The organism is Bounagaea algeriensis (genome assembly GCF_054491375.1).
In genome coordinates, this window is the sequence record NZ_CM137102.1 from 200,567 (window position 1) to 227,507 (window position 26,941).

Genomic DNA, 26,941 nt, shown 5'->3' on the forward strand with positions numbered 1-26,941 from the left:
ATCAGGCCGTGCCCAGCACGCGCGTAACCCGCACCTCGAGCACCACCCGCCGCGGGTTCGGGCGCGGCGTGCGGTAGCGCTGGGCGTACCGGCGCTCCGCGTCCGCGACGGATTCGGCGTCCTCGCGCACGAAGGCGCGTCCCTCCAGCGTCGACCAGCGGCGTCCGTCCACCTGGCACAGCGACACCGGCGCGCCCCGCTCGCCGGCGGCGAGCACGTTGCGGACCTTGCGGGAGGTGCGCGAGCTGATCACCCGCGCGGTGCCCGTCTCGACGTCCAGCGTCGCGCCCACCGGCGTGACGTGCGGCGTCCCGCTCGGGCGCACCGTGCTCAGCGTGCACAGGTGCCGCTCCGCCCAGAACGCGGCGAAGTCCTCGCCCCGGCCGGCGACGTCGATCACAGGAGCTCCTTTCCGCGCGGGCCGACTGCGGGGAGTGTAGTCGCGGCCGGGGCGGCCGGGTCGGAACCGGTGAGCGACCTCTCGCGACCCGGCGGAGCTCTTCGAACGATCGCCGCGCGGCGGCGCGGAGCGCTCGTGTGCGGCAGACTGCGGTGATGACCGAGGTGGAAGGCCGGGATCCTGCCGGTGAGGTGCGCATGCCCGAGCAGTCGAGCGGTGGCCCCGCGCAGTCGAACACCCCTGTGCAGCCGAACAATCCCGCGCAGCCGAATACCCCCGCGCAGTCGAACACCCCCGCGCAGCCGTCCGAAGCGGTGGACTCCGCTGCGCTGCACCGACGCCCCGAGGGAGTGGACGACGACACGGTCGCCGCGGTCGGCAAGGTCACCGAGGCGTTGGAGAAGGTGGAGCGCGCCCGCGGGCGGCTGTACGACTTCCACCAGCTCATCGGGGACGCGGACGCGCAGCTCGGCGATGCCGTGGCGCAGCTGCGCCACGCGGGTCACGAGAACGCGGCCGAGCGGCTGGAGGGCGTGCTCGTCGGGCGCAACGTGCTGCCGGGGCGGTGGACGTTCCAGGTGCTCGAGGAGTTCGACGACGAGTACTGGGAGCGCTTCCGCGCCGAGGAGGCCCGCATCCGGCAGCACCTGTGCGCGGGGCAGCGGCACGTGTACGAGGCCGAGCTCAAGGAACGCGAGCGCAGCATGGACGCCGAGGGGAACCCGCTGCCCGGGCACGAGGCCGGGCCGGGAGTGCACGGCTGAGCTCGCGGCCGGACCGCGGGTGCACGGCTGACCTCGCGGCCGCTGCGCTCGCTCCGGCCGGTCCCGGCGGGGTGGCCGGTAGGCCCCTGGCCGCTGCGCCGGGGCCGCTGCCACTGCGCTGGGCGCTGCTGTGCCGGGCCGCTGTGCCGGCGCCGCTGTGCCGGGGCGCTGTGCCGGGCCGCTGCGCTGGGGCCGCTGTGCCGGGCGCCGCTGAGGTGCGGTCGGGCCGTCGTGATGTGCGCCTCCGCGGGCGCGACCGCAACTCGAGTCGGATGCGCAGCGTGTCCGCCGAGGAAGTCAGATCTTGCTGCATTTGGTCGTTCTGCCGCGGTTTTGTGCGCGAACGGTAGTGATCGACACGCGAATTGATCTTAGAATTAGCCTGAATTGGTGAAGCAGTTCACAGCGTTCGGCGGTTTGCTTCCCCTAAAGTTACTCACCAGTTCAGTAATGTGGGTCACTACGGGGGTTAGTTGGCTCACCGGCACTCGCAGGGAGGCGTCATGGCGAGTGAGGTGGCTTCCGGGCGGACTCGGTGGCTGGTCTTCGCGATCGTGTTCGTGTGCGGACTGGCCGGGGTCGGCGTGATGTTCGCGGGGCTGTCGAACGGCGCGCTGGCCGCGTCCTTCGCCGTCTCGGGCACGAGCTACAAGGCCACGGCCGACCAGCTGGACGCGAACGGCGTGGTCCAGTACGGCTCGGTCGACCAGAGCGCCGACCAGGCGCACCCGGTGATGGTGAACGGGTTCAGCGAGGCGCGGCTCGACAACTTCTGCCAGTCGATCCTGCTCGACGACATGCCCGGGATCGGCCAGATGACCCTGCGCATCGAAGCGCCGGGCGACGACGGCATGACGGCGGAGAACCTGGTCCTCGGCGTCGAGCAGGTCAACGGCGACCTCACGCTCGACGACGTGCAGATCGGCCGCGACGCCGGGACGTTCGACGCCGGACCGAGCGGCGGTGAGCACGCCACCACCGGCAACTTCGGCATCCAGGCCGGCTCCATGCACCTGTCCGATCTCAAGCAGAAGGCGTGGTCGACCACCGCCTCCACGCTGCGCCTGAACCAGGTGGAGATCTCGGCCGAGCCCGGCCGCAATGAGTGCTTCTGACTCCTCGTGCGGGAGGTTTCCATGGCTGCGATGAAGAACGCCTGGGGCACGTTCCGGAACTGGCGGCGCGGCCGCCCGTTCGGGGCCGGGGTGTGCACGCTGCTGGCCGGACTGGCGGTGCTGTTCCCGCCGTTCGCGTCGCTGAAGCTGGGCGATGTGGTCATCACGCTGAAAACCCTCGGCGGGATCTCGGCGACCGTGATCGGCGCGGTGCTGCTCGTGTGCGGCGGTGCGTTCCTGATGCGGCCGCAGTTCCGCCTGGCTGCGGGGATCGTCACGCTGCTGCTGTCGCTGGCCGCGATCTCCGCGGCCAACCTGGGCACCTTCCTCATCGCCACGTTGCTCGGGATAATCGGCGCTGCGCTCGGCATTTCCTGGTCGCCGACACCGCGCACCGAGGTGGCCGCACGACGCCGCCGCAAGCGTGCGGCCAAGCGCCGCGCGCACGATCCCCCCGACGGGGCCGAACCGTCCGAGGTCGAACCGTCCGGGGCCGAACCGTCCGAGGTCGAGCCCTCCGCCGAAGAGCGCACCGGGGAGATCCCGCCGGTTCGCACCTCCGTCCGCGCAGGCGGGGGTGAGCAGTGAGGCGTGCGCTGGTGCCGCTGGTGGCGGTGCTGCTGCTGCTCGTGCCGGCGGTCTCGGCCCAGGCGGACGTCCCCGTCCTCGGGCCGCTCTTCGGTGACTCCGAGGAGGAGGGGGCGGACACGGACGGCGGCGGTGGCGGCGGTGCGCAGACCCCCTCGCCGGGTTCCGGTGAGCCCGCGCCCGGGGGTTCGGCGCCGAACCCGTCGGAGAGGCCCGCACCCGGGGACTCGGCACCGGGGGGCTCAGGCCCCGGGGAGTCGGGTCCCGGGGGCTCAGGGCCGGGGGATCCGCCGTCGCCCGAACCTCCGCCGGGGCAGGCTCCCGGCCAGGGCGACTCCGGGAACCGGTTGCCCACCGGTGAGGAGGGTTCCGGGGACGCAGCGCCCGGTCCCGGCCGCACGTGGACGCTGACGGCCGATCAGCTGACCCTCGAGGGATCCCGGTTCCACGGGACCTCGCAGGAGCAGGTCGACGGGCGGGCGGTGACCACGTTGCACTTCACCGCGGACCGGTTGAGGGTGAAAAGCCTCGAGCAGCGGTCGGACCTGGGCAACGGCCGCGAGCTGCGCGTGGCCAGCGCGCCCGGAGCGGAGTCCACTGTGTCCGGACCCGTCGAGATGAAGGTGCGCAAGCTCAGCGGCACGTTGGACGTGGGCGGGTTCCCGCTCGTTCCCGTGGTGCTGTCGGCCGAGACGATGGCCCCGCCGGACGTGGATCTGAGCTTCCTGCAGCTGCCCACGCTCACCTTCGACGACGTGACCGTGCGCAACGTCGATCTCAGCGCCTCCCAACTGCACGTGCCCGGTGCCCGGATCGGTCTCCAGCCCACCGGCTGACCGGCTCGCCTGAACGCCCGCTGGGTCGAGAGCCCCTGCCCACCCGGGGAGGCCGGACATTTCTCGAGAAACGTCGCGGAGTGGGCTTTGGGGTTTTTGGGTTTCGGCGTGTCAGCGTGACGTGGGTTGATCATGGAAAGGAGCATCGGCGGTTGCTCATCACGTCTCGGTAAGGAGAGTGCCGCCGATGCTCCGGCCGGTGAGGTTACCCGGTTCGTTCGCGGTGTTGGTGGAGGTGTTCCGGCCGTGTTTCACGGCGCCGTCGTTTGCCACGTTTGTCGTGCTGGTGACGGGCATGATCAGTCAGACCGGTCGGGCCACGGTGTGCGGCATGCTCACCGCGGCCGGCCTGGCCCGGCGGTGGCGCCATGAGCGGGCGCACTGGTTTTTCTCCCGCGCGGTGTGGAGTGTCGACCGGGTCGGGCTGAAGCTGCTGTCGGTGATCGTCGACCGGGTGCTGGGCCCGGAGGAGCCGGTGCGGGTGGCCGTCGATGACACGCTGTTCCGCCGGGCGGGGCGTAAGACGCATGGCACCGCGTGGCACCGAGATCCCACCAGCGCCAGCCCGGGCGCGGCCAGCGCGTGGGGCCACACCTGGGTCGTGGCCGGCGTGCTGATCACGCTGCCCTTCGCCACCCGCCCGGTGTGTCTGCCGATCCTGGCACGGCTGTGGAACCCCCGTGCCGAGCAGGCCCCGTCCAAACCCGCCCTCGCCCGCGAGTTGATCACACAGATCGCGGGTGCGTATCCGCAACGCCGGGTGCATGTCGTCGCTGATGCGTTGTACGGCACCCGCTACTGGCGCGGCATGCCCCCCACGGTGACGGTGACCGTGCGGCCCCGGAGCAACGCCGCCTTCTACGCGGTGCACACCCCCCAACCCGGGGTCGGTCGCCCGCGCTACAAGGGCCCCAAGATCGGCACACCGACCGCGATCGCCGCAACCGGGCCCTGGCGAACCGGAACCGTCACCCGCTACGGCCGCACCGCGGCCATCGACATCTGTGAACGCCGGTGCCTCTGGCCCGGCGTGCTCCGCGACCAGCACATCCGCCTCATCTGCGTCCGCGAACCCACAGTCACGCGCAGCCGCAACCACGATGTGGCGCTGGTGACCACCGACCTCGACAGCCCGGCCGAGCTCCTCATCGAACGGTACGCCGCCCGGTGGGCCATCGAAGTCACCTTCCACGACGCCAAACACCTCGCCGGCGTCGGCCACGCCGAAAACCGCGTCACCCACGCCGTGGAACGCACTGTGCCCTTCGGACTGATCACCTACAGCCTCACCACCGTGTGGTACACGCTGGCCGGCCACAACCCCAGCGATGTGCAACAACGACGCCAAGCCGCCCCCTGGTACACCAGCAAGACCGAACCCGCCTACCAAGACATGCTCGTCAAGCTCCGCCGCCTGATCATCGCCGCACAATTTCAACCAGAAACCCAGCGCACACCCACCCCACAGGAAACCCTCGCCATCCACCAAGCCTGGGCCGAAGCAGCCACATAACCCCCAAAGCCCACGTCGCGGACTTTTCTCGAGAAACGTCGCGGACTTTTCTCGAGAAACGTACACCCCCTCGCCCAGGTGAGGTGCTCGTGCAGCCGCGGCGGCGCTGCCCGGTGGGCGGCTGTAGCGGTGAGTGGCTGTAGCGGTGAGCGGCGGTTCCCCGGCCGGCGGTTCCCCGGACAGCGGTTCTCCGGACAGCGGTTCCCCGGGCAGCGGCTTTCCGGGGTGCGCGGGAGTCAGGTGCGGCCGGGTAGCCCGCGGGAGGAGGACGCGTCCGCGGAGCCGTCGGTCCTGCCGTCGCTCGTGCGCGCGTCCGTTCCCGCGGTTGCGGCTGAGCCCGTGCCCGCTGAGTTGGGCGTGCCCGCTGAGTTGGGCGTGCCCGTGCCCGCTGCGGCAGTTGAGCCCGCATCCGCCGTTGCGGTCGGCGGCGCCGCTTCCACGGCTTTCGCCGCGCCGTCCTCGGCGTCCCCGCCGTTGTCGCTGGCGCGCGACTCGCTGCGCTCGCCGCGGCGGCGGAAGAACTTGAACCCGGGGATGCCCACGATGGCCTGGCGCAGGTCCTCGGTGACTTCGAGCAGCGCGTGCAGTTCCGGCCCGACGTGGTCGAGGGTGCGCAGGATCGGCAGGATGTCCGAGAGCAGGTGCTCGGTGAGCACGGGCACCTCGTCGACCATGCGGATGGCCGCGGTGACTTCCTCCTCGGAGAGTTCGTCCACGAAGCGCCGGACGAACGGAGCACCGCGGCGCAGCGCCGGTTCGTAAGCCGTGAGCAGCTCATCGGCGGTGGTCGCCGTCTTCCGCGTGCCCTCGACCGTCCGCGCCGCTTCGTCGGCCACTCCGCCGGCGCGGTTGACGAGGGTTTCGGCGGACTCGGCGATGCGTTGGGCGTCGGCCACGGTGCGGGAGGCGTCGCCGGCCACGCCGCCCGCCGTTTCGACGAGCTTCTCCGCGCCCTCGGCGACGTTTCGCGCGTCGCCGACGATCGCGGAGGCGTCGTCGGCGACCGCGTCGACCCGCGCGACGAGGCCGTTGGCCGAGTCGACCGTGCCGCCGACGGTGTCCACCGTCCGCTCGGCCCGTTCGCACACGGAACCCACCCGCGTGATGAGCGCTTCTGCGTTCAGCACGATGTCGCGGACCTCGGTGACCGTCGTCTCGGCCGAGTCCGAGAGCGCGTCCACCCGTGCGACCAGGGTGTGCGCCTGCTGCATGATGCGGCGGGCCTCGTCGACGGCATCGCCGGCCGTGCTCACGGCCGAACGTGCGTCCTGCGTGAGACCTTCCACGCGGCCGATGAGGCCCTCGGCGCGGTCGACCGCGCCGTGCACGCGCGTGAGCAGCGATTCCATTTCCCCGATGAGGCCGAGCACGCGGATCGGCGCGGTGGCGACCGCCGTTGCGGATTCCACCGCCCGGTTCGCCGTGCTCTTGGCGAAGCCGACCACCGTGCCGGGGGTCGGGATGCGGATCAGCATGCCCCCACTGTGCCGTCCCGTCACTCGATGGGCGATGTCACCCGGCCGAATGTTTTGATCAACACGAAAGTGTGAACTTCTGATTGGGATTTCCCCGGCATTTCCCGTAACGCGGCTCGTTTTTGCTGATCAACGCCGTTTGTTGATGTCGGACCCGCCGTCGGCTCCGCTCAGCGCGGCGTTTTGTCCGAGCTACTGTCCGCCTCGCGTGTTCGCACGCAGCGTCACCGCTGGCAGTGCCACCGCACTCGGCGGCAGTACTGCCAGCGTCCCCGAGAACACCGGACCACAGTCAGGAGTCGCGATGCGGTCAGCCGCCGCTTCCGCGCGCAGCGCACCGCGCGGGCGCCTGCTCGCAGCCTGCGGTGCGTTGCTGCTGGGGCTCACCGCCTGCGGCACCGACGCCGAACCGCGGACCGAGCCGCCGCAACCGCGGCCGGTGCAGAACGCCTACGGAGTGGACCTGGCGCAGTACCCCGAGTCGACGACGTACACCGACATCTCCCGGGCTCCGCACGACCCCGCGCCGCAGGAGCGCACGTCGGGCGTCGTGCTGCGGGTCGAGAAGGACCTCCCGGTGTACGACTCGCCCGGTGGCCAGGTCATCGCCCGGCTGCCCGCCAAGCAGATGGAATCGCAGACGTGGGTTCCGGTCATCGCGGAACAGGACGACTGGGCGCGCGTGATGCTGCCCTCCCGCCCCAACGGATCGACCGGGTGGGTTCCGGTTTCGAGCTCCGAACACGTCTCGAAGGCGCACTCGCCCTACGAAGTCGAGGTCGATGTGGACGACCGCACCCTGCTGGTGCGGGAGAACGGGGAGCAGATCGCCTCGTGGAACGTCAGCGTCGGCGCTGCCGAGAGTCCGACCCCGCGCGGGCGCACGTTCATCATGGCGGCGATCGACGACCAGGTCATCGACTACAGCCCCATCGTGCTGCCGCTCGGAGCGCATTCGGACACCTACAGCACCTACGGCGGTGGCCCCGGCACGGTGGCGCTGCACGGGTGGCCGGATTCGCGGGTGTTCGGACAAGCCAGCAGCGATGGATGCGTGCGCGTTCCGGACGACGCGTTGCAGCTGCTGCGGAATTTGCCGCTGGGAACCACGGTCATGCTCCGCTGATCCCGCGGCCGACAGGCGTGTCCAGCACACGGAACACGGAAACGCGAACTCGAAAAGGTAGGAGACATGCAGAAGACAGCCTCCGTGCTCGGTGTCGTCGCCACGACGGCCGGGATGATGGCAGCCGGCAGTTCCGCGGCGCTCGCCGACAGCGAGGGCAACGACGGCATCACGGTGCTCAACGATGCGAACATCCAGGTCCTGGCGGTGCAGCTGTGCAACAACAACATCGCCGTCGCCGGCGCCGTGGTGCCGATCGGATCGTCGCAGGACGCTTCGTGCACCAACGCACCGGTGAGCGACCACCCGGAGCAGGAGCAGCCGCCTGCTGACGAGGAACCGCCGGAGGAGGAGCAGCCGCCGGTCGACGAACCGGAGGAGCCCGAGCCCGAGGAGCCGGACGTGCCGCAGCCGGAGCCCGAGGAGCCGGACGTCCCCGACGTGCCGCAGCCGGAGGAACCGGAGGCGCCCGCGCCGGGTGGCCAGGGCGGTGCTCCGGAGGAGGAGCTGCCCTCGGCTCCCGCGCCCACCGTGATGGAGGGCCACCTGCCCGTCACGGGCTGACGGCCGGCACGCTGAGATGGCGGGGGCTCTTGGCCCCTGAATTGATCTTGGATAAATTGACGGGGTGCGCAGTGATCTGCGCGCCCGCAGGGCCGGGGCAGCACCGGCCCTGCGCCCGTGTGGTGTCCGGTGGAGTGCTCCCCCTCGCTCCGCCGGACACCACTTCTTTCGGCCCGCTGGTTCGCGCGCCGCAGCCCCCCGATCCCGCAGCGGTTCGAGCGCTTCAGCCGAGCGCCCAGCACTCCGGAGACCGCACCGCTGCTCGCCGCCGCTGCTCGCCGCCGCTGCTCGCCGCACCGCTGCTCACCACCGGCCGGCGGGCGGGCTCAGCCCGCGAACGACCGCGCTGCTTCGAGGAACGCGTCGTTCTCCGCCGCCGAGCCGATCGTCACCCGCGCCCCGTCGCCCTGGAACGCGCGCACCACGACGCGGTGCTGCATGCAGTGCTCGTTGAACGCCTCGGTGCGCTCACCCAGCGGCAGCCACACGAAGTTCGCCCGCGACTCGGGAACGGTGTAACCGGCCTGCCGCAGCGCGCCCAGCACGCGCGAGCGTTGCTCGACGACTTCGCGGCAGCGCGCGTCGAGTTCCCGCCCGGCGTCCACGCAGGCCAGTGCCGCCGCCTGGGCCAGCGCGTTGACGCTGAACGGGATGCAGACCTTGCGCACCGCCTCGAGCACGCGCTCCGGACCGACGGCGTATCCCACGCGCAGCCCCGCCAGCCCGTAGGCCTTGGAGAAGGTGCGCAGCGCCAGCACGTTGTCGCGCCGCTGCGCCAGCGCCACCCCGTCGACCGCGTCGGCGCCGTCGTCGAACTCGAAGTACGCCTCGTCCAGCGCCACCAGCACGTGCTCCGGCACGCGGTCGAGGAACGCCTCCAGGTCGGCGGGCGAGAGGGCGGTGCCGGTCGGGTTGTTCGGGGTGCAGACGAACACCACGCGGGTGCGCGGCGTGATCGCCGCCAGGACCGCTTCCAGGTCCAGTTCGTGGCCGGCGGTCAGCGGCACGCGCACCTGCCGCGCGCCGGCGATCTGGGTCAGGATCGGGTAGGCCTCGAACGAGCGCCACGGGAACACGACCTCGTCGTCCGGCTCGCACATGGCCTGCACCAGCTGCTCGCACAGCGACACCGAGCCGCAGCCCACGGCGATCCGCCCCGGGGCGACGTCGAACCAGTCGGCCAGCCGCGCGGTCAGGTCCGAAGCGCCCATGTCGGGGTAGCGGTGGACCTGCGGCGCGTGCCGGTTGATCGCGTCCAGCACGGCCGGCAGCGGACCTGCGGAAACCTCGTTGCTGGCGAGCTTGATCGAACCGGGAACGCTGCGGCCGGCGACGTAGGCCGGGAGTTGATCGAGATCTGCGCGCGGGCGCACGGTCATCCTGGACTCCTTGCTGTGGACGAGTCTTGCTGTGGACGAGTCCCCGCTCGGACGGTAGCTCGCGCGCGATGATCGCCGGACGGCCACCGGCACCACCGGGCGGCTGCGTCGATCCAGTGAGTCCTCGCGCACACTTGCCCCGCTGCCCCGGGCGGGCGTGTTGACTGCGCAGATCGCGGCGTGTTCCCTGCATGCATGACGCAACCCCGGACCGAGACGCTCGCGCTGACAGACGGGAACCGGCTTCGGGTGACGGTCGCTGAACCGGTCGGCGTGGTGCGGGGCGGGATCGTCGTGCTGCACGAAGCGCGCGGTGTCACGGACCGGGTTCGCCAGCTCGTGTCCTCTCTCGCGGAGGAGGGCTGGTTGGTCGTCGCACCCCACCTGTACCACCGGGACGATGCCGACGAGCTCCTCGCGGATTCCGCCGAAGCCGTGCACGCGCAGGTCCGGCAGCTGTCCGGCGAGTTCGTGCTCGACGACACCGACGCGTCGTTCCTGTGGCTGACCGAACGCGGAGTGCGCGCGGACCAGCTCGGCATCATCGGTTTCGACGTGGGCGGCACCGCCGCGGCCGTGGTGGCGGCCAACCGCCGGCTCGGCGCCGCGGTCAGCGTCGGCGCGTCCGGCATCCACGAGCAGCTGTCGGCCACGTTGCCGTCGCTGGTGGAGGTCGTCGAGGAGCTGTCCTGCCCGTGGCTCGGGCTGTACGGCGCGGAGGACCCGCGCGGGGACGTCGACAAGCTGGCCGAGGTGGCCGACGGCGCGTCCGTGGTCACCGACGTCGTCCGCTTCTCCGGGGTGGGGCACCGGTTCGACCACGACCCGAACGCGGCCACCGACGCGTGGCGCCGGGTGCGCAGCTGGTTCGACATGCACCTGCGCTGAGGCGCGTGCGCGTGCCCGGTGTGGCCTCGGCCGGTGCCGGTGCGCTAAGAACGGGTCATGACCGCGAACACGTCCGGCAACGCCGCCGAAACGCCCGAGCTGCTCTGGCAGCCCGATCCCGACCGGGTGCAGCGCACCCGCATCGCCGCCTTCCGCTCCTGGCTGCGTGCGCAACGCGGTCAGGACCTGCCCGACTACCAGGCCCTGTGGGAGTGGTCCGTCTCGGACCTGGCGGGGTTCTGGCAGGCCATCGCCGACTTCTTCGCCGTCGACTTCCACGACCGGCCGCGGGAGGTGCTCAGCGCCGAGGCCATGCCCGGCGCCGAGTGGTTCCCCGGTGCGACGGTGAACTACGCCGAGCACGCGCTGCGCCACCTCGACGGCCGCGCCGACGAGGACGTCGCCGTGCTGTTCGCCCGCGAGGACGGGCACCGCGAGCGGATCACGTTCGGCGAGCTGCGCGGCCGGGTCGCGGCGGCGCGCGCCGCCCTCGCCGCCCGCGGGGTGGGCCGCGGCGACCGGGTGGTGGCGCTGGTGCCGAACAGCCCGGACGCGATCGTGGCGTTCCTCGCCGCGGCGAGCCTCGGCGCGATCTGGTCGTCCTGCTCGCCGGACTTCGGGCTGCGGGCGATCACCGACCGGTTCGCCCAGATCGAACCGACCGCGCTCGTGGCGGTGAACGGCTACCCGTACGGCGGGCGGTGGTTCGACGTGCGGGACACGGTGCAGCAGCTGCGCGACGAACTGCCCACGTTGCAGGGCGCGTTGCTGGTCGACGACCTCGGCACGGGGGCGGACCTGCCCGGGGTCGACTCGTGGGAGCAGGAGCTGGACCGGCACGCGGACGCACCGCTCGAGTTCGACGCGGTGCCGTTCGACCACCCGCTGTGGGTGCTGTACTCCTCGGGCACCACGGGGCTGCCGAAGGGCATCGTGCACGGGCACGGCGGCATGCTGCTGGAGCACCTCAAGGTGCTCGGCCTGCACTGCGACCTCGGGCCGGGCGAGCGGTTCTTCTGGTACACCACCACCGGTTGGATGATGTGGAACTTCCTCGTCGGCGGACTGCTGGTGGGCTCGCCGCTGGTGCTCTACGACGGGCACCCGGCCTACCCGGATGCGGGTGCGCTGTGGCGGCTGGCCGCCGAGTGGCGGGTGAGCTTCTTCGGCACCTCGGCGCCGTTCATCCAGACCTGCCGCAAGCAGGGCCTGCGTCCGGGCGACGAGTTGGACCTGTCGGCGCTGCGCACCGTGGGCTCCACGGGGGCGCCGCTGACGTCGGACGGGTTCCGCTGGGTGGCCGAGGCGATCGGGCCGCGGGTGCAGGTCGCCAGCGTTTCCGGTGGAACGGACCTGTGCACCGCGTTCCTCGGTGCTTCGCCGGACGTGCCGGTGTGGCTCGGGGAGCTGTCCTGCCCGACGCTCGGCGCGGCGGCCGACGCGTTCGACGAGGGCGGCGACCCGGTGCGCGACGAGGTCGGTGAGCTGGTGCTGACCCGGCCGATGCCGAGCATGCCCGTGAAGTTCTGGAACGACCCGGACGGCTCGCGGATGCACGAGTCCTATTTCGACACCTTCCCGGGGGTGTGGCGGCACGGCGACTGGGTGACGCGCACCTCGCGCGGCACGTTCGTGATCCACGGGCGCAGTGATTCGACGTTGAACCGCGGCGGCATCCGGATGGGCACCGCCGAGTTCTACCGGGTGGTCGAGGGCTTCGACGAGGTGCTCGATTCGCTGGTCATCGACACCTCCAGCACGCAGCGGCCGGACGGGGAGCTGTTGTGCTTCGTGGTGCTGGCCGAGGGCGCGAGCCTCGAGGACCTCCAGCCGCGGCTGACCGCGCAGCTGCGCGAGCAGCTGTCCCCGCGGCACGTGCCGAACCGCTACATCCCGGTGGCCGAGGTCCCGCGCACGCTCAACGGCAAGAAGCTCGAGGTGCCGGTGAAGAAGATCTTCGCCGGCACGCAGCCGGAGAAGGCGGTGAGCCGGGACTCGTTGCAGCACCCGGAGGCGTTGGACGAGTTCATCGGCCTGCGCGAGCAGTGGGCGCGGTGAGCCTCGTCGTCCCGGGGCCCGGCTCCTGTGGAACCGGGCCCCGGGAGCCCGCAGCTGGGCTTCGTCGAGCCGCTTCGCCCGTTGAGGGCGGGCTGCTGGGAGGGACCTCCTGCACGTCCCAGTTGCCCCCGGCCGCCTCCTCCGAACAGCGGAACATCGGGTAGCCGCCCGCGGGGGCAGCGAAGCGGGGCCCCCTTCTCGGGGGTGCTGTGCGGGCGTGTAGGATTATCTCCGGTGGCCGAGAAAAGGACTACCGGGAGGCTTCGCCTAGTCTGGTCTATGGCGCCGCACTGCTAATGCGGTAGGGGTTTACGCCCCTCCCGGGTTCGAATCCCGGAGCCTCCGCTAGACTCCTCGGAGTCGAACTGAATACGCGCCCGTAGCTCAACGGACAGAGCGTCTGACTACGGATCAGAAGGTTGAGGGTTCGAATCCTTCCGGGCGCACCGAAGCCCCAGGTCACAGGCCTGGGGCTCTTCTTTTGGCCGGGCCGTTGCCACTTTATTGCCACTTTGGCGTGCACTGCTCGCCGGGCGCAGCGCGTCCGGACCCCGTGCACGCCGCCCGACGAGCGCAGGGCGTCCAGGTCCTCCGCGCTGGCCCGCGACCCTCCCCGATCGCACCGGCCTCGCCGCGCGCGACGGCGCTGTGGGACCAGCGCACCGTCCTGGCCGATGGTGCGGCTGCGGAATCGGCGCGGTGTCCGACCAGCAACACTTCCCAACCCTCGACCGAGCACCCCACGTACCCGGACTCGTGCGGACGGTTCTCCCCTTCGCGGAGAGTTGATCACTGCGCTCCGGCTGCCCGCCGCAGCGGGCACTCCCCAGCGGGTTTGACTTCGAGTTAGCTAGGAACTCCTGGCGTGCCGAGCATGACGGCTCCTGAGATCGGTATCACGCTGCCCAGCGTTGGCGATGTGGGCGAGCTCACCGCGGCCGTAGTTGCTCGCAGCCGCTCCGCGGATCACGTGCACCGGGATCGTGCGGCGGGAAGTGCCGCGGCGCACTCGCACGGTGTCAATGGATCGGAAGCGCCACGTCCCGCTCGTCGTCGGTCCGTGGCCCGATGATGCGCCGGTGGTCAGCGGTGATGGGCACGTCGTTGATGCTGGCTTCCCTGCGGTTCATCAGACCGTCCTCGGCGAACTCCCACAGCTCGTTGCCGTAGCTGCGCCACCACTGGCCACTGCGGTCGCGCGACTCGTACTGGAACCGCACGGCGATGCGGTTGCCGCGGAACCCCCACAGCTCCTTGCGCAGCGCGTAGTCCAGTTCGCGCTGCCACTTCTGCCGCAGGAAGGCGATGATCTCGTCCCGGCCGCTGATGAACCAGTCGCGGTTGCGCCACTCCGAGTCCTCCGTGTAGGCCGACGCCACCCGCTCGGGATCCCGGGTGTTCCAGGCGTCCTCAGCTGCTCGCACCTTCTGCAGCGCGGTCTCTTCGGTGAACGGCGGAAACGGCGGACGTGTCGGCACGGCTCCCCCGGCGTTGGTTGCTCGTCCCTGGCGGACGATCGTCGTCTCGTCGTGCGCGACTGTAGACAACGATCGTCCTCGAAGCCAGCGGTGCAGGCGGGCAGCGGGACGCGCCGCGGGCGATCACACTATGGCGTGGCCAAAATGATGTCGATGTGCGGCAGGAAAGCGCGTCGAATATCGTCATCGAAGAACTGATCAAAAGACGGAGGGGAATCGGTGAATCCCGCCGGGTGCGGATCGGTGGCTGTGCGAGCTGTTCGGTGACGATCTTCCTGTTGGGGACCGGCCTGGCCGGGGCGATCTTGGAGGTGGCTGTGCTGCGCCTCAGCACGCGGAAAGTCCAGCGCTGCAACGAGTCAGCGGGATCCCGGCGCGTTGGAGCGAGTTTAGAGATCAATTCCGGGGAAAGCGGGTGCGCGGGCCCGAGGGGCGGTCGGAGATCATTTTTGCGGGCGGCCGGTTCCGAGGTTTCCGCTCCTTTCTGATCCGCCTCGCCGGCGCCTGCCGAATGATCGAATTGCGCGGTGGTGGCTTCCGGAGTTCCCGATCTTGTGCGAGAGCGATTATGGATCTTTCTGTTGTGGTTCCGTGCTTCAACGAGGAGCGCGGTTTGCAGGAGCTGCGCGAGGAGCTCGACGCCGTGCTGCCGTCGCTGGTGGGGCAGTACGAGGTCGTGCTCGTCGACGACGGCAGTTCCGACGGCACGCTGGAACAAGCCCGGCGGCTGAGCCTGTTGGACCGGCACTACAGGTACCTCTCGCTGAGCCGCAACTTCGGCAAGGAAGCCGCGCTGCTCGCGGGGATCCGCGAATCGGCCGGTGACCGGGTGCTGCTCATGGACGCCGATCTGCAGCACCCTCCGCGGCTGCTCGAGGAGATGCTCGATCTGCTGGAGTCCGGCTACGACCAGGTCGTCGCGCGCCGGGACCGGGCGGGAGAGCCGCGGGTCCGGTCGCTGCTGTCCAAGATGTACTACGTCGGGGTCAACAAGCTCACCGACGTCCCGCTCGAGGACGGCGTGGGCGATTTCCGCGTGCTGTCCCGCCGCGCTGCCGACGCGGTGCTCGCCATGCCGGAGAGCAACCGGTTCTCCAAGGGCCTGTTCGCGTGGGCGGGTTTCCGCACCGCGACCCTTCCCTACCGCAACGTCACCCGGAAGAACGGCAACTCGGGCTTCAGCTTCGGCAAGCTCGTCAACTACGGGATCGACGGCGCGGTCTCGTTCAACAGCAAACCGCTCCGCGCCGCGATATACCTCGGCAGCGCGGTCACGCTGCTGGCCTTCGTCTACGCCGTGTACGTGCTCATCACCGGGTTGACCGGCGATCCCGGGGTGCCGGGATACGCCACCCTCATGCTCGGCATCACCGGGCTCGGCGGCATACAGCTGCTGTTTCTGGGCGTGATCGGCGAGTACGTCGGGCGCATCTACTACGAGTCGAAGAACCGGCCGCACTACTTCGTCAAGGAGTTCGGCGGTTCGGTGCACGAGCAACCCGCCCTGCCGCGGCGGGTCGATCCCTTCCCCGGACTGGTCGTTCCGCGCAGCCCGGCCGACGACTCGGTGGTCACCGACCCCGCCGCGGGAAACGGGAGGCACTCGTGGGCGGACTGAGCGAAACCGGCAAGTTCGGGCGGTTCGTCGTGGTGGGCGTGGTGAACACGGGCGTGCACTACCTGGTCTACCTCGCGACGTGGCTGCTGGTCCCGTACCTGGTCGCGCACGTGTTCGCCGCGGCCGTGGCGATGTCGGTGTCCTACCTGCTCAACTGCCGCTTCACCTTCCGCGTCCGACCGCGGCTGCGCACCTTCCTGCTGTTTCCCGCGTCGAACGCCACCAACCTCGTCATCAGCGCCACCGCGATGTGGCTGCTGGTCGAAGTGGCCGGCATTCACCCGCTGGTGTCGACCGTGCTGGGCGGACTGCTCGCCACCCCGGCCACCTACCTGGTGAGCCGGCTGATCCTGACCACCCCGAAACGCGCGCGCAGCGCATCCTCCGAAGAACCGCTGACGATTGGGAAAACATGGTGACGCGCAGCGTCGCAGCACCCGCCGAGAAGACCACGCCCCAGCCGCCCGCCGCCGCCCGCGGTCGCACCCGCGACCGCGGGCGGCTGGCGGCACCGGTGATCACCTGCCTGCTCATCGCCGCCATGGCGCAGCTTCCCGTCCTGCGCCCCGGCTGGTTCTACTTCGCCGACGACGCGGCCAACCAGATCCTGCCCATGTGGTACCACCTGGGCCAGCAGGTCCGGGACGGTGTCTGGCCGCCGCTGCTGGACCCGGACCTGCTGATGGGCGGCAACCTCGCCGCCGAAGCGCTGTTCGGGATCTGGAACCCGGTCAACGCCCTGGTGTGGTTGGGGGTTTCGTTCGCCTCGGACCTGGGCGTGGCCGGCATCGTCGTGCGGACCATCGCGCTGGCCGTGCTGGGCCTGGGGTGCTACCTGGTGTGCCGCGAACACGGCGCCGCTCGGTGGGCGTCCAGCGCCGTGGCAACCGCCCTGCCGTTCGCCGGCTCGCTGCTGTACTACGACGTGGCGAAGTGGCCCGCGGCGCTGCTGGCGTTCATGTGGGTCCCGTTCGTGTGGCTGTTCGCGCGCCGCACGCTGCACGGCCGCAGCAACGCGTTCTGGGTGTTCGTGGTCGGCGCGCTCGCCGTGACCGCCGGCAATCCCTACGGTCTGCTCGGCGTGTGCGTGGTGCTCGGCGCGCTGCTGCTCGAAGCCGCGCTGCAGCGGCGGTGGGCCGCGGCCCGCAGGCTGTTCCTGGTCTCCGCGGCGATCGGGGCGATCGTGCCGCTGGTGTACCTGCCGCTGATGGGCACCACGCACATGACCTGGCGCACTGCCGGCGGGGTGAGCGACTCGGGTGAGCTGGCACCGCACCTCACCGACCTGTTCAACCTCAGCATGCCGACGTACGTGCCGAACATCCCCGATGTGAGCGTGCCCGCGGTGTACTTCTGCTGGTTCGCCGTCCCGCTGGCGTTCTGGTGCGATTGGACGGTCCTGCGCAGGCGGTGGCGCGAACTGGTCGGCGTTTTCGCGATCACCGGCGTGTACCTGCTGATGGTCCTCGGCCCCTCCGAGGTGTGGATGTTCCGCTGGCCGATGCGCGTGGTGCACTACGGGTACCTCGCCCTGGCCGTCCTGCTGGCCGTGGTGCTCACCGCCGGACTGCGGCTGGACCGCTGGCGCCTCCGCGCCGGCGGCACGGCGTTGTTCCTGCTGCTGACCGTGTACCTCACCACTGCGCGCACTCCCGACCCGCCGTCGCTGCGCCGCGCGGTGTTCCTCGTGCTGCTGATCGGGATCCTGACCACCGCGGCCGTGCTGGCCTACCGGGCACGACGCATCGGACGGCTGGTCGCGGTGCTGCAGATCGGCACCGTGCTCACCTTCTCCGCGCAGGCCGTGTGGTTCATCGGCGGCAACACCGAACTGCACCAGTTCTTCCCGAGTTCGCCGCAGCAGATGCGGGAGAACTACGCGGGCCGGTACGAGGGGCGCGTGCTGCAGATCGCCGACACCGCGCTGAACGGGGAAGGATCACCCGACGGGCCGCGGGAAGTGTGGCGCGACATGGCCGTCGGCAACGCCTACCTCCCGTCCGGAGTGGACAGCGTCAACTCGTACACCGGGATCGGCTTCCAACCCCTCTCCGATCTCCTGTGCATGCGCTACGAAGGCTCGTCGTGCCCCGAGGCCTACGACGCGCTGTGGCGCCCACCGCAGGGCGCGCAGACCCCGCTCGCGGACCTGCTGCTGCTCGACACCGTCGTCGTCCAGCACGAACTCATCCCGCAGCCCGCCGTTCCCGAGGGCTGGCACCTCAGCGAACGCAACGAACGCGTCAGCGTCCTGCAGCGCGACGCCCCCCTGTCGGCGGGCAGCGGTTACGTCGGCGGCACCTCGCCGAACCTGCGCGTGACCTCGGACGTCACCGAAAGCGCGACCCGCGAAGTCGTCAACGTCGACCACAGCGGCGGCAACGCCCGCCTGGTCTTCGCCAAAACCGCCTGGCCCGGCTACACCGCCACCTACAACGGCGTCCCGGTCCCCGCGCGCGCCGGGCCGGCCGGCTTGCTGGAAGTCGTGCTGCCCGCCGAGCACTCCGGTCCCGCCGGCGGCTCCCAACCCGGGCGGCTCGAACTGACCTGGACCCCGCCGGGCATGAATCGAGGGCTGGCCGCGGCGGCCGCCGGGGCGCTGCTGGCGGCCGGAGTCGGCCTGCACCAGATCCGCGCGCGGAACCGGGGCGGTGCCGCGGCTGCCGGGGTGTCGCGATGAGCAGGGCGGCCGCGCTCGCCATCGCCGCTGTTCTCGGGCTGCTGGCCGCGTGCCAGCAGCCCCCGGGGCACGACACCGGCCCGCAGCAGCGCGAACCGCCCCGGCAGCCGCACCACGTGCAGGTCGTCGCCCATCCCGACGACGACATCCTGTTCATGAACCCCGACCTGGCCGCAGGGATCCGCGCGGGGCGTGCCACCACCGGGATCCACCTCACCGCCGGCGAGAGCAACGTGGCCGAACCGGCCCGCTACGGCGCCGAACGCCAGGAGGGCACCCGGGCCAGCTACGCGCAGATGGCCCGCGAACCGAACGACTGGGCGCGCAGCACGATCCCGCTGGGCCACGGGCGCGTCGCCGAGATGGACACGCTGCGCGCGGACCCCGGTGTCAAGCTCGTGTTCCTGAACCTGCCCGAGGACGCGAACGCGCAGCGCGGTGGGCACGCGCTGACCAGGTTGGTGCAGGACCGCGAGGGCGCGTTCACCGTCAACACGACGGTTCCGGCCGATGCCACGGTGCAGCACCCCCAGCCGTACGACCGGCGGGCGCTGGTCGAAGCGCTCACCAGCCTGTTCGACATCTTCCAGCCCACCGCGGTGCGCCTGCAGGACGACCAGCCCGATGAGCGCTACCAGCCCGGCTGGGACGGGGCGCACAACCATCCGGACCACGTGGCGGGGGCGGTGCTGGCCAAGGAAGCCCTCGCCGCGCACCGGCCCGACGCCTTGCCGCCGACGGTGCTGAGCTACCGCGACTACAACGTGGCCGACACACCGGGAGGCTTGTCCGAACCGGACAAACGCGCGACGCGGGAGGCGTTCGCCGCGTATTCCGCGCACGACGTGTTCACCAACGGAGGCGTCTACGAGACGTGGAGCGACCGCAGCGCCTACCGGTGGCCGCGCCGCGGCACGTGGGCGGCGCGGGACGCGTGGGGGCGAGTGCAGGCGTTCTCGGTGCAGGCGAACCGCCTCGCGCACTGGACGCGCACCGCGGAGGGCACCTGGAAGGGGCCGCAGCTGCGACCAGTGCCCGAACCCCTCCGCCCGCAGGTCTCGGTGCTGGGGGAGGGGCGCGGACGGCTGGTGCTGCTCGCGCAGAGCGCGGACGGGGCGCGGTTGCTGGTCAAGCGGCAGGACGAGCAGGGCAGCTGGCCGCGGGAGTGGCAGGTCCTGGACGCCCCGGCAGGAGGTGACCCGGCGCAGACCGGACCGCCCGCCGGCACCGTGGATTCGGACGGGCGGATCGTGCTGGCGGTGAAGAACGCCACCGGCGGAGTCAGCATCCGCGGGGAGAGCACTCCCGGGAGCCTGCAGCGGGAGCCGTGGACCGATCTCGGCGGAGCCGACGTGCAGGACGGCCTCTCGGTGGTCTCCGGTCGGGGAGGTGCGGTGCACGTGTTCGCCGCCACCCGCGAGGAGGTGCTGCACTGGGAGGCTCCGGACAGCGGGGGCGCGAGCCGCGAGGTGGTGCCGATCGGGTCGGCCGAGCCCGCAGGAGCACCGGTGGCCGAGCGGGACCGCGAGGGGCGGATCCGGTTGCTGGTGCGCACGAACCGCGATGGTGAGCTGGTCGAGCGCGCGCTCACCCCGCAGGGCCGCTGGGAGGGGCGGGCTGCGCTGCCCAGCCCCGGTGGGATCGGCGTCCCCGTGTTGGCCGCGCCGGGGCCGCGCGCACGCGCCGACCTGGTCCGGGTCGCTCGGGACAGCGCGGGCGCCGTGCACGTGGCCGAGCGCGCCGGACCGCGCGGGAGCTGGACCGACCTGGGTGGTGCGGTCACCGATCACCCCGCGGCGGTCACCGAGCCCGACGGCACCATCACGCTCGTCGGGCTCGGCGTCGACGGCAGGCTCGTGGTCAACACCGGCGCGCAGGACTCGGCCGACGCCGCCTCCGCGGGATGGCGTCCTGCGGTGACCGCTTCCCCCGAGGTCGCGGCGCACGCCGGCTGACCGGGCCGGTATTCGCCACCGGTGCGGAGCAGCGGGGCGTGGGCGGACAGCCGCCTCGGGAGCGGTCTCCGCAGCGGTGCGGCGGTTCTGCGGTGCGGCGGTTTTGCGGTGCGGCGGTTCTGCGGTGAGGTGGGCAAAATTCGGTGGGGCGTGCGAGCCGGCATTGCTACGCTGCCGGCGATGGGAATCACGAGTGCCGCGTTCTACATCCGCATCCGCCGCGCACAGCGGCGGAGGTGAGCGCGCGTCGTCAAGCGTTGAGCGCACGTTGACCGAGTGCTGAGCGCGCGTCGTCAAGCGTTGAGCGCGCGTTGACCGAGCGCTGAGCGCGCGTCGTCAAGCGTTGAGCGCGCGTTGACCGAGCGCTGAGCGCGCGTCGCCAGCTCCGCCGCGCTTCGGAGCCATCGCCGGCCGCGGTGTCCCGCGCCGGCTTCCGATCTCTCCGCGCGGAGCGCACTCATGTCTTCACATCCGGGAGGGCCGCACGAGCTCGGCCAGAACTCCCTCGTCGATCCGGCGGTCGTGGACGAGATCCACGGCCTCGTCGCCGCAACGGACGGTCCGATCGTGGAACTCGCGGCCGGTGACGGCGCCCTCACGGCGCCGTTGAGCCGCTCGCGGCGGCCGGTCACCGCCGTGGAACTCGACCCGAAGCGCGCCAGGCGCCTGCAGCGGCGAACCCCGGCCCACGTCGCGGTCGTCACCGGCGACATCCTGCGGTTCCGGCTGCCGGAACAGCCGCACGTGCTCGTCGGCAACCTGCCGTTCCACATCACCACGGCCGTGCTGAAGCGCCTGCTGTCCGCGGCGCACTGGCACACCGCGGTCCTGCTGGTGCAGTGGGAAGTGGCGCGCCGCCGGGCGGGTGTCGGCGGCGCCTCGATGCTCACCGCCTCCTGGTGGCCGTGGTACGAGTTCACGCTGCACCGGCGCGTACCGGCCCGCTCGTTCCGGCCGGAGCCGGCCGTCGACGGCGGGCTGCTGGTGGTGCACCGGCGCCGGCATCCGCTGGTGGCCGAGCGCGTGGCCTACCAGGCGTTCGTCAAGCAGGTCTTCACCGGCCGCGGGCGCGGACTCCGGGAGATCCTGAACCGCACCGGACGTCTGCACCGCGGCGCGCTCGACGCGTGGCTGCGCGCAGAACGCGTGCCCGACCGGGCGCTGCCGAAGGACCTGACCGCCGAGCAGTGGGCCGCGCTGTGGCAGCAAGTGCGCGGAGCCGTTCCGGGCGGCCGCGCGAAGGGCGCCACCGCACGCAAGGGTGGTTCCCGGAACGGGAGGTGAGGTTTCCGGAGAGCCGGTTCCAGGCCTGGCTCCGCGGCTCTGGCGAGCGTCGCTCGTGGACTGGTCTGCGTTGGTCGGCTGCGGGAGCTCGTTCGTTTCGCATTGCGAGCGGTCCCGCTGCTGGCTGCGTCGTGCCGGGCCGATGGAAGTGCCGCGGCGGTGGTCGCCGTGGCACTTCCGAAGGCGTCCCCAGTGGGTGTGCGGTCTGGTGCGGTGTGCGGGTGTTCGCGCTCGGCGTTACTGCGCCGACCGCGCGGGGGCGTCGTCATCCGCGCGAGTGCTCCGGTGCCGGAAGACGAACGTGCGCTGGGCGAGGAAGTTGAAGGCGGTCCCCACGGCCTGCGAGATCGCCCACGCCAGCGTGATCGTCCACGACGAGTCGGGGAGACCGCGCAGGGCGAGCGCGTTGACGCCACCGACCAGGGCGAACGTCAACGCGAGCACGATCGCCAGCGAGACCACCTCGCGCAGGTCGCGCTGCGAGGTGAAGGTCCAACGGCGGTTGATCAGGTACACGAACGTGCTGCCGATGCTGAAGCTCAGCACCCGGGCCAGGTCCGGGATCACTCCGGCCGCGAGGATCACCTGGAGGCTGCCGTAGTCGACGATCGCACCACCGACGCCGACCAGTCCGAAGCGGAAGGCCTGTGCGAGCAGTCCCCGCTGGTGCGCGTCGTCCTGTGGTGCGCGGGTTGCGTTCGCGGCCACGCCACCTCCTGGTCAGCACGTTCCGGCGGTGACCGTAGCAGTCGTGATGCGCACCGGATTCGCCCAGCGCAGTGCTCGCGGAGCCGCGCCAGGACCGCGTACGAGGCCGCTCATTCCGGGCCGGCCGGGGCGGAGGCGACGCAGTCGGGGCAGGCGCGCGGGGCGTTCGGGTCCCAGGGCTCCTGGCGGATCGCGGTGAGCTCGGCTCCGCAGAGGGCCTGGCCGTCGGCGGCGGCGTGCAGCAGGGCGGGAGCGCCTGCTCCTGCCGCGTTCGCAGTGCGCTGCCCCGTGCGGCCTGCGGGTCGTTGTTCCGCCGGCCGTCCTTCGCCGACCACGAGCTGCACACCCGCACGGTAGGTGCGCCGCAGCCCTTCCGCACAGGGAGTCCCGCCGGTTCCGCTGTCAAGCACCTTACCGAAACGAGGGGGTGTACTTTTCTCGAGAAAAGTCGGCGACATTTCTCGAGAAATGTCCGAACCCCTGGTCAGGAGGGGTGTGGTTGGATCGGAGTGCGCGGAGAGAGGTCGTCGCGTCAGCCGTGTCCCTCGTCGAGGATCTGCGCGCTGGCGGTGATGAGCCGGGCGAGCACCTCGTTGAGGTGCTCCAGCTCCGCGACGTCGAGGCCGAGCAGCTCCACCACCTTGTAGGGGATCCTCTCGGCCTCGGTGCGCAGTTCGCTGCCGGCCTGCGTGAGGTGGACGTGCAGCGAGCGCTCGTCCTGCTGCCCGCGGGCGCGCACCACGTAGCCGATCGCCTCGAGCCGCTTGAACAGCGGTGAGAGCGTGGCGGGTTCGGCGTGCAGGACCTCGCTCAGCTCCTTCGCCGAACGCGGGGACCGCTCCCACAGCGCCAGCATCACCAGGTACTGCGGGTGCGTCAGCCCCAGCGGTGCGAGCAGCGGCCGGTAGATCGCGATGACGTTGCGCGAGGCCACGGACAGCGCGAAGCACACCTGCCGGTCCAGCTTCAGGGGGTCCTCGCCCAGGTCGATCTGCTCCAACGCGGCACCTTCCTGGTCATTAGTACGCTAAACATGAGTATGCTACTTTCCTGTGCGCCGGCTTCCGCCGGGTGACCCGCCCAGTACCAGAGCAGCCCAGTACCAGACCAACCCAGCACCAGACCAGCCCAGTCCCAGGCCCGCCCAGTACCGACCAACCCGGTGACAGACCAGCCCGAGAGCGGACCAGCACGGCAGCAGAACAGCACGGCAGCGCGAAGGAGCGGAAGGTGAGCGACCGGCGGCCGCCTCGGCCGAATCCGATCCTGTGGATCTGGTACGCGTTCGGCGGACGGCTGCCCGAGCGCTACCGCGAGTGGGTGTTGCACGACGTCACGGCCCGGACCTGGGTGCTGCGCCACCTCGGCCGCAGCCTCGTGCAGATCAGCCCCGGCCTGCTCTTCCTGCTCGTGCCCGGACCGCTGTGGATCAAGGGCATGGCCCTGCTCGGCGGGGGCATCCTCGCCCTGTGGTTCTCCGCTGCGTACATGGAGCACACGGTCGAACACCGCATCCACAAGCACGGCTACCGCCTCGGCACGGCCCGGGCGCTCAGGGACCGGCGCATCGCCGAGCGGGAAGCCGCGCGCAAGGGCGCGGGCCCGCGGAACTCGGGCGCGCCCCGGCCGGAAACCCCTCCGGACGAGCACACCGCCGAGAACGGTGCGCCACGCGGCACCGCGGGGGAGTGAATCCGCCCGGCGGCGCCTTCCCCGGGTGAGCGGTCGCGAGCTGCGCACCTCCTGCTACACCGGAAGCGTGCCAACCCCTCCTTGGTGGGAACGCCACCAGATCGCCTGCTACCTGGTCGGCCTGTGCCTCGGAGCGCTCACCGGCGCGGTGCTGCCCACGGCGGCGCCGCTGTTCGACGCCGTGCTCTACCCGGTGCTCGGGGCGCTGCTGTACGCGACGTTCCTCCAGGTCCCGGCGCGCGGCCTGGTCCGGGCGTTCAAGGACGTGCGGTTCCTGCTCGCGCTGCTCGTGCTCAACTTCGCGGTCGTACCGCTGGTGGTGGCGGCGCTGACGGGATTCGTGGCGTTGCCGCGCGCGGTGCTGCTGGGCGTGCTGCTCGTGCTGCTCACGCCGTGCGTGGATTACGTGATCGTCTTCTCCGGGCTGGCGGGTGCGGCCAGCGAGCGCCTGGTGGCGGCCTCTCCGGTGCTGCTGCTGGCGCAGATGCTCGCGCTGCCGGTGCTCCTGCTGCTGTTCCTCGGCCCGGGTGTGGGTGAGCTCGTGGATCCCGCACCGTTCCTGGAGGCGTTCCTGCTGGTGATCGCTCTGCCGCTGGTGCTGGCCTGGCTCACCGAGGCGGCTGCCGCGCGATACCGGACGGGCGAGCGGTTCAGCTCGGGGGTGCAGACGGCGATGGTGCCGCTGCTGGCGGTCGCGTTGTTCGTCGTCGTGGCCGGGCAGGTTCCCGCGGTGCGCCACGAGATCGGCCAAGTCGTGCGGGTCGTGCCGCTCTACGTTGCGTTCTTGGTGGTCATGGCGCTCATCGGAGTGGTCGTGGCCCGGTTGTTCGGGCTCGACGCGCCGCGCGGGCGGGCGCTGGTGTTCTCCGGGGCCACGCGCAACTCGCTGGTCGTGCTGCCGCTGGCGCTGGCTCTGCCGGCGCAGTACGCGCTGACACCGGCGGTCGTGGTGACGCAAACGCTGGTGGAGCTGGCCGGGATGCTCGTCTGCATCCGCCTCGTGCCGCGGCTGTTGCCGACGTCCCGGTAGAAGGGCGCGCTGTCCTCGGAGAAGGTCGTTGTCGAGCCGTTCCGCTGTTGCGGGCGGTGGCCTGGCGTTGGCCGGGTGCTGGGGTTGGCCGGGAGCCTGCCGCGTGCGTGATCGCACGGCTCGGCCGTGCGCGCGGGCGGGTTCGCTCGGAACCGGCCCGGAACGCACTGCGACCCTGCCCCCGGGGAGGGCAGGGTCGGCGGTGCAGCTGCCGCTGTCAGCTCAGGACCGAACCGAAGTTCATGCCCTGCATGTCGTCGTCGGAGAAGTGCCAGTTCCAGACGTTGCAGCTGACCACCTGGCAGGCGTCGACGTCGACTTCCTCGTGGTGGCCGCCGCCGGCGGCGGCCACGCCCGCGCCACCGAGCGCGAGGGTCAGTCCGAAGGTGGTGGCAACAGCTCCGCGAACCAGAGAACGCATGGGGGTTCCTTTCTGTGTCACTGGGTCCGACCACGCCGGTGGGGTGTCGGGAACCGGCCCGAGACCGGATCGCAGCCCGCGGCGCACTCCTTGTCTACCGATTCGTCGGGGTGCACGCCGAGTGACACGGCGGGGTTTCACCACAAGGTGTTCATGTACTGCTCTGCCCGTGTGTCCTGTAGGGACCGTTGACTACGCACTGGCCCCCGGTTGGCCTCCAGCAGTGCGGTGAAATCCCAGGCACAACTTTGTGCATAGTGGATTGTGCTGCGCAACGGCCCGATCCTGCTGCTCGGATTCGGACTTGAGGCACCGGAAAGTGTGTTCTTGACGCCGGGTTCCGCGGGCCGTGCACTGGTAGCCAGCGGCATTCGACCGCGTGGGATTCGCCGGCAGTGGGCTACCAGCCAGCGCGGAGGCGCTGGGGGGTGTCGTCACCGTGGTTGCCTGTCGGGGATGCGCTGCAGGGTGCGGTGGACCGCGGTGCGGGAGACGGTGCAGACCTCGGCGAGGTCATCGCCGATGGCGCGAGTATCCGGCACCGACCGGGCCAGTCGATCGAGTTTCGGCACGCCCGGGGTGTCGCCGAAGATCCGCAACCGGCTCTGGTGGTGAACACTTCGCGGGTGGGCGATGATTTCCGGTGGCGAGGTCAGTCCACCCCGGCAGAGCGACCAGCCGACTTCAGGAGAACAACAGCAAAAGATCAGGAAAGGACAGGCGTCATGGCGCAGATGATCTTCATCAACCTGCCGGTCTCGGATCTCGAGGTCTCGAAGAACTTCTACACCGGCCTCGGCTACGAAATTAACGAGTCGTTCAGCGACGAGAACGCGGCGAGCATTGTCATCAGCGACACCATCACGGTGATGCTGCTGGTCAAGCCGTTCTTCCAGACCTTCACCACACGCGAGATCGCCGACGCGACCAAGACTACGGAGACGATCCTGGCCCTGTCCGCGGACAGCGCGGAGGAGGTCGACGAGCTGGTCCGCAAGGCACTCGCATCAGGTGGTTCCAAGGCACCGGAGGCGGAGAAGCACGAGATGCCCGGCATGCACGGCGGCAGCTTCTGCGACCCGGACGGCCACTACTGGGAGGTCGTGTACATGGACCCCGCAGCCATCCCGTCTGAGTAGCCACCCGGCTGAGTAGCCACCCGGCGAAGCCGCTGCACATGGCGGAGCAACTCACCTCCATGTGCAGCGTCCGCGAGCCGATCCTCTTGCGTGACCGCAGGGGCGGTTTTCCGTCGTCCGGTCCGACGGGGCTGGTTGATCGAGCGTCTTCGACATCAACTGCTCCCTGGTCGCGCCATCGGGCAACAGGCTTGCAAGCTCTTCGGTGCCGACGAAGCCGTGACGCTGGT

Annotated in this window: 25 protein-coding genes, 2 tRNA genes and 1 pseudogene; 19 read left to right on the forward strand and 9 right to left on the reverse strand. The window is 70.9% G+C overall.

The window, feature by feature from the left end:
* Position 1: 1 nt before the first annotated feature.
* Positions 2-400 (reverse strand): pyridoxamine 5'-phosphate oxidase family protein, encoded by a 399-nt coding sequence (locus ACVGV2_RS00920; protein ID WP_459164154.1) that lies wholly within the window; start codon positions 398-400, stop codon positions 2-4.
* Between the two features lie 314 nt (positions 401-714).
* On the opposite strand from ACVGV2_RS00920, the gene ACVGV2_RS00925 reads away from it, so the two are divergent.
* The 5 genes from ACVGV2_RS00925 (at position 715) to ACVGV2_RS00945 (ending at position 5,216) form a co-directional block, all read left to right on the forward strand.
* On the forward strand, positions 715-1,164 hold the full coding sequence (locus tag ACVGV2_RS00925; protein ID WP_459165819.1) for a hypothetical protein: 450 nt from the start codon (positions 715-717) through the stop codon (positions 1,162-1,164).
* 503 nt (positions 1,165-1,667) lie between these two features.
* The gene (locus tag ACVGV2_RS00930; protein WP_459164155.1) at positions 1,668-2,279 is read left to right on the forward strand and encodes a DUF6230 family protein; all 612 of its coding nucleotides are present in this window, start codon (positions 1,668-1,670) and stop codon (positions 2,277-2,279) included.
* 21 nt (positions 2,280-2,300) lie between these two features.
* A complete protein-coding gene (locus ACVGV2_RS00935; RefSeq protein WP_459164156.1) occupies positions 2,301-2,867 on the forward strand; it encodes a DUF6114 domain-containing protein in 567 nt (188 codons plus the stop codon).
* Positions 2,864-3,703, forward strand: a complete 840-nt coding sequence (locus ACVGV2_RS00940) for a hypothetical protein (protein ID WP_459164157.1) — start codon at positions 2,864-2,866, stop codon at positions 3,701-3,703. Before ACVGV2_RS00935 ends, ACVGV2_RS00940 begins: the two co-directional genes overlap by 4 nt.
* A 187-nt stretch (positions 3,704-3,890) precedes the next feature.
* Positions 3,891-5,216: an IS701 family transposase gene (locus ACVGV2_RS00945; protein ID WP_459162755.1), complete on the forward strand. Its 1,326-nt coding sequence runs from the start codon at positions 3,891-3,893 to the stop codon at positions 5,214-5,216.
* Between the two features lie 236 nt (positions 5,217-5,452).
* Here the strand turns inward: ACVGV2_RS00945 and ACVGV2_RS00950 are convergent, their stop codons facing one another.
* The gene (locus tag ACVGV2_RS00950; protein WP_459164158.1) at positions 5,453-6,691 is read right to left on the reverse strand and encodes a hypothetical protein; all 1,239 of its coding nucleotides are present in this window, start codon (positions 6,689-6,691) and stop codon (positions 5,453-5,455) included.
* 304 nt (positions 6,692-6,995) lie between these two features.
* On the opposite strand from ACVGV2_RS00950, the gene ACVGV2_RS00955 reads away from it, so the two are divergent.
* Complete coding sequence (locus ACVGV2_RS00955; protein WP_459164159.1) at positions 6,996-7,817, forward strand: L,D-transpeptidase family protein; 822 nt, start codon at positions 6,996-6,998, stop codon at positions 7,815-7,817.
* Positions 7,818-7,883: 66 nt separating this feature from the next.
* A complete protein-coding gene (locus ACVGV2_RS00960; RefSeq protein ID WP_459164160.1) occupies positions 7,884-8,381 on the forward strand; it encodes a hypothetical protein in 498 nt (165 codons plus the stop codon).
* Positions 8,382-8,707: 326 nt separating this feature from the next.
* On the opposite strand, the gene hisC is transcribed toward ACVGV2_RS00960, so the two are convergent.
* Positions 8,708-9,760, reverse strand: a complete 1,053-nt coding sequence (gene hisC / locus ACVGV2_RS00965) for a histidinol-phosphate transaminase (protein WP_459164161.1) — start codon at positions 9,758-9,760, stop codon at positions 8,708-8,710.
* 195 nt (positions 9,761-9,955) lie between these two features.
* Between hisC and ACVGV2_RS00970 the strand changes: the two genes are divergently transcribed.
* The 4 genes from ACVGV2_RS00970 (at position 9,956) to ACVGV2_RS00985 (ending at position 13,152) form a co-directional block, all read left to right on the forward strand.
* Entirely contained in the window at positions 9,956-10,648 is a 693-nt protein-coding gene (locus ACVGV2_RS00970; protein WP_459164162.1) for a dienelactone hydrolase family protein, read from the forward strand.
* Positions 10,649-10,705: 57 nt separating this feature from the next.
* Entirely contained in the window at positions 10,706-12,706 is a 2,001-nt protein-coding gene (locus ACVGV2_RS00975; protein WP_459164163.1) for an acetoacetate--CoA ligase, read from the forward strand.
* A gap of 256 nt (positions 12,707-12,962) precedes the next feature.
* A tRNA-Ser gene (locus ACVGV2_RS00980) sits at positions 12,963-13,051 on the forward strand.
* Between the two features lie 28 nt (positions 13,052-13,079).
* Positions 13,080-13,152: transfer RNA gene (locus ACVGV2_RS00985), tRNA-Arg, on the forward strand.
* A gap of 573 nt (positions 13,153-13,725) precedes the next feature.
* Here ACVGV2_RS00985 and ACVGV2_RS00990 read toward each other — a convergent pair.
* A complete protein-coding gene (locus ACVGV2_RS00990; protein ID WP_459165820.1) occupies positions 13,726-14,184 on the reverse strand; it encodes a nuclear transport factor 2 family protein in 459 nt (152 codons plus the stop codon).
* A 568-nt stretch (positions 14,185-14,752) separates the two neighbouring features.
* On the opposite strand from ACVGV2_RS00990, the gene ACVGV2_RS00995 reads away from it, so the two are divergent.
* The 5 genes from ACVGV2_RS00995 (at position 14,753) to erm (ending at position 21,721) form a co-directional block, all read left to right on the forward strand.
* Positions 14,753-15,802 carry a glycosyltransferase family 2 protein gene (locus tag ACVGV2_RS00995; RefSeq protein WP_459164164.1) on the forward strand — a complete coding sequence of 350 codons (1,050 nt, stop codon included), beginning with the start codon at positions 14,753-14,755 and terminating at the stop codon, positions 15,800-15,802.
* Positions 15,790-16,221 (forward strand): GtrA family protein, encoded by a 432-nt coding sequence (locus tag ACVGV2_RS01000; RefSeq protein ID WP_459164165.1) that lies wholly within the window; start codon positions 15,790-15,792, stop codon positions 16,219-16,221. Before ACVGV2_RS00995 ends, ACVGV2_RS01000 begins: the two co-directional genes overlap by 13 nt.
* The gene (locus ACVGV2_RS01005; protein ID WP_459164166.1) at positions 16,215-18,482 is read left to right on the forward strand and encodes a hypothetical protein; all 2,268 of its coding nucleotides are present in this window, start codon (positions 16,215-16,217) and stop codon (positions 18,480-18,482) included. The genes ACVGV2_RS01000 and ACVGV2_RS01005 overlap by 7 nt, the downstream gene beginning before the upstream one ends.
* Positions 18,479-20,437, forward strand: a complete 1,959-nt coding sequence (locus ACVGV2_RS01010; RefSeq protein ID WP_459164167.1) for a PIG-L family deacetylase — start codon at positions 18,479-18,481, stop codon at positions 20,435-20,437. Before ACVGV2_RS01005 ends, ACVGV2_RS01010 begins: the two co-directional genes overlap by 4 nt.
* A 459-nt stretch (positions 20,438-20,896) precedes the next feature.
* Positions 20,897-21,721 (forward strand): 23S ribosomal RNA methyltransferase Erm, encoded by an 825-nt coding sequence (gene erm / locus ACVGV2_RS01015; protein WP_459164168.1) that lies wholly within the window; start codon positions 20,897-20,899, stop codon positions 21,719-21,721.
* 237 nt (positions 21,722-21,958) lie between these two features.
* Here erm and ACVGV2_RS01020 read toward each other — a convergent pair whose 3' ends face one another.
* The 3 genes from ACVGV2_RS01020 to ACVGV2_RS01030 form a co-directional block, all read right to left on the reverse strand.
* Positions 21,959-22,429, reverse strand: coding sequence for a GtrA family protein (locus tag ACVGV2_RS01020; RefSeq protein WP_459164169.1), 471 nt, complete (start codon positions 22,427-22,429; stop codon positions 21,959-21,961).
* 110 nt (positions 22,430-22,539) lie between these two features.
* Entirely contained in the window at positions 22,540-22,773 is a 234-nt protein-coding gene (locus ACVGV2_RS01025) for a hypothetical protein (RefSeq protein WP_459164170.1), read from the reverse strand.
* Positions 22,774-22,961: 188 nt separating this feature from the next.
* Positions 22,962-23,429 (reverse strand): MarR family winged helix-turn-helix transcriptional regulator, encoded by a 468-nt coding sequence (locus ACVGV2_RS01030; protein WP_459164171.1) that lies wholly within the window; start codon positions 23,427-23,429, stop codon positions 22,962-22,964.
* 230 nt (positions 23,430-23,659) lie between these two features.
* Here ACVGV2_RS01030 and ACVGV2_RS01035 point away from each other — a divergent pair, with 230 nt between their 5' ends.
* Both ACVGV2_RS01035 and ACVGV2_RS01040 read left to right on the forward strand, forming a co-directional pair.
* On the forward strand, positions 23,660-24,121 hold the full coding sequence (locus ACVGV2_RS01035; RefSeq protein WP_459164172.1) for a DUF5313 family protein: 462 nt from the start codon (positions 23,660-23,662) through the stop codon (positions 24,119-24,121).
* Positions 24,122-24,188: 67 nt separating this feature from the next.
* Positions 24,189-25,151 (forward strand): arsenic resistance protein, encoded by a 963-nt coding sequence (locus ACVGV2_RS01040; protein WP_459164173.1) that lies wholly within the window; start codon positions 24,189-24,191, stop codon positions 25,149-25,151.
* A 217-nt stretch (positions 25,152-25,368) separates the two neighbouring features.
* Here ACVGV2_RS01040 and ACVGV2_RS01045 read toward each other — a convergent pair whose 3' ends face one another.
* A complete protein-coding gene (locus ACVGV2_RS01045) occupies positions 25,369-25,572 on the reverse strand; it encodes a hypothetical protein (RefSeq protein WP_459164174.1) in 204 nt (67 codons plus the stop codon).
* A 506-nt stretch (positions 25,573-26,078) separates the two neighbouring features.
* Positions 26,079-26,159: pseudogene (locus ACVGV2_RS01050) on the reverse strand (recombinase family protein); the annotation flags it as partial.
* Positions 26,160-26,297: 138 nt separating this feature from the next.
* Here ACVGV2_RS01050 and ACVGV2_RS01055 point away from each other — a divergent pair.
* A complete protein-coding gene (locus ACVGV2_RS01055; RefSeq protein WP_459164175.1) occupies positions 26,298-26,711 on the forward strand; it encodes a VOC family protein in 414 nt (137 codons plus the stop codon).
* The last annotated feature ends 230 nt before the right edge of the window (positions 26,712-26,941 follow it).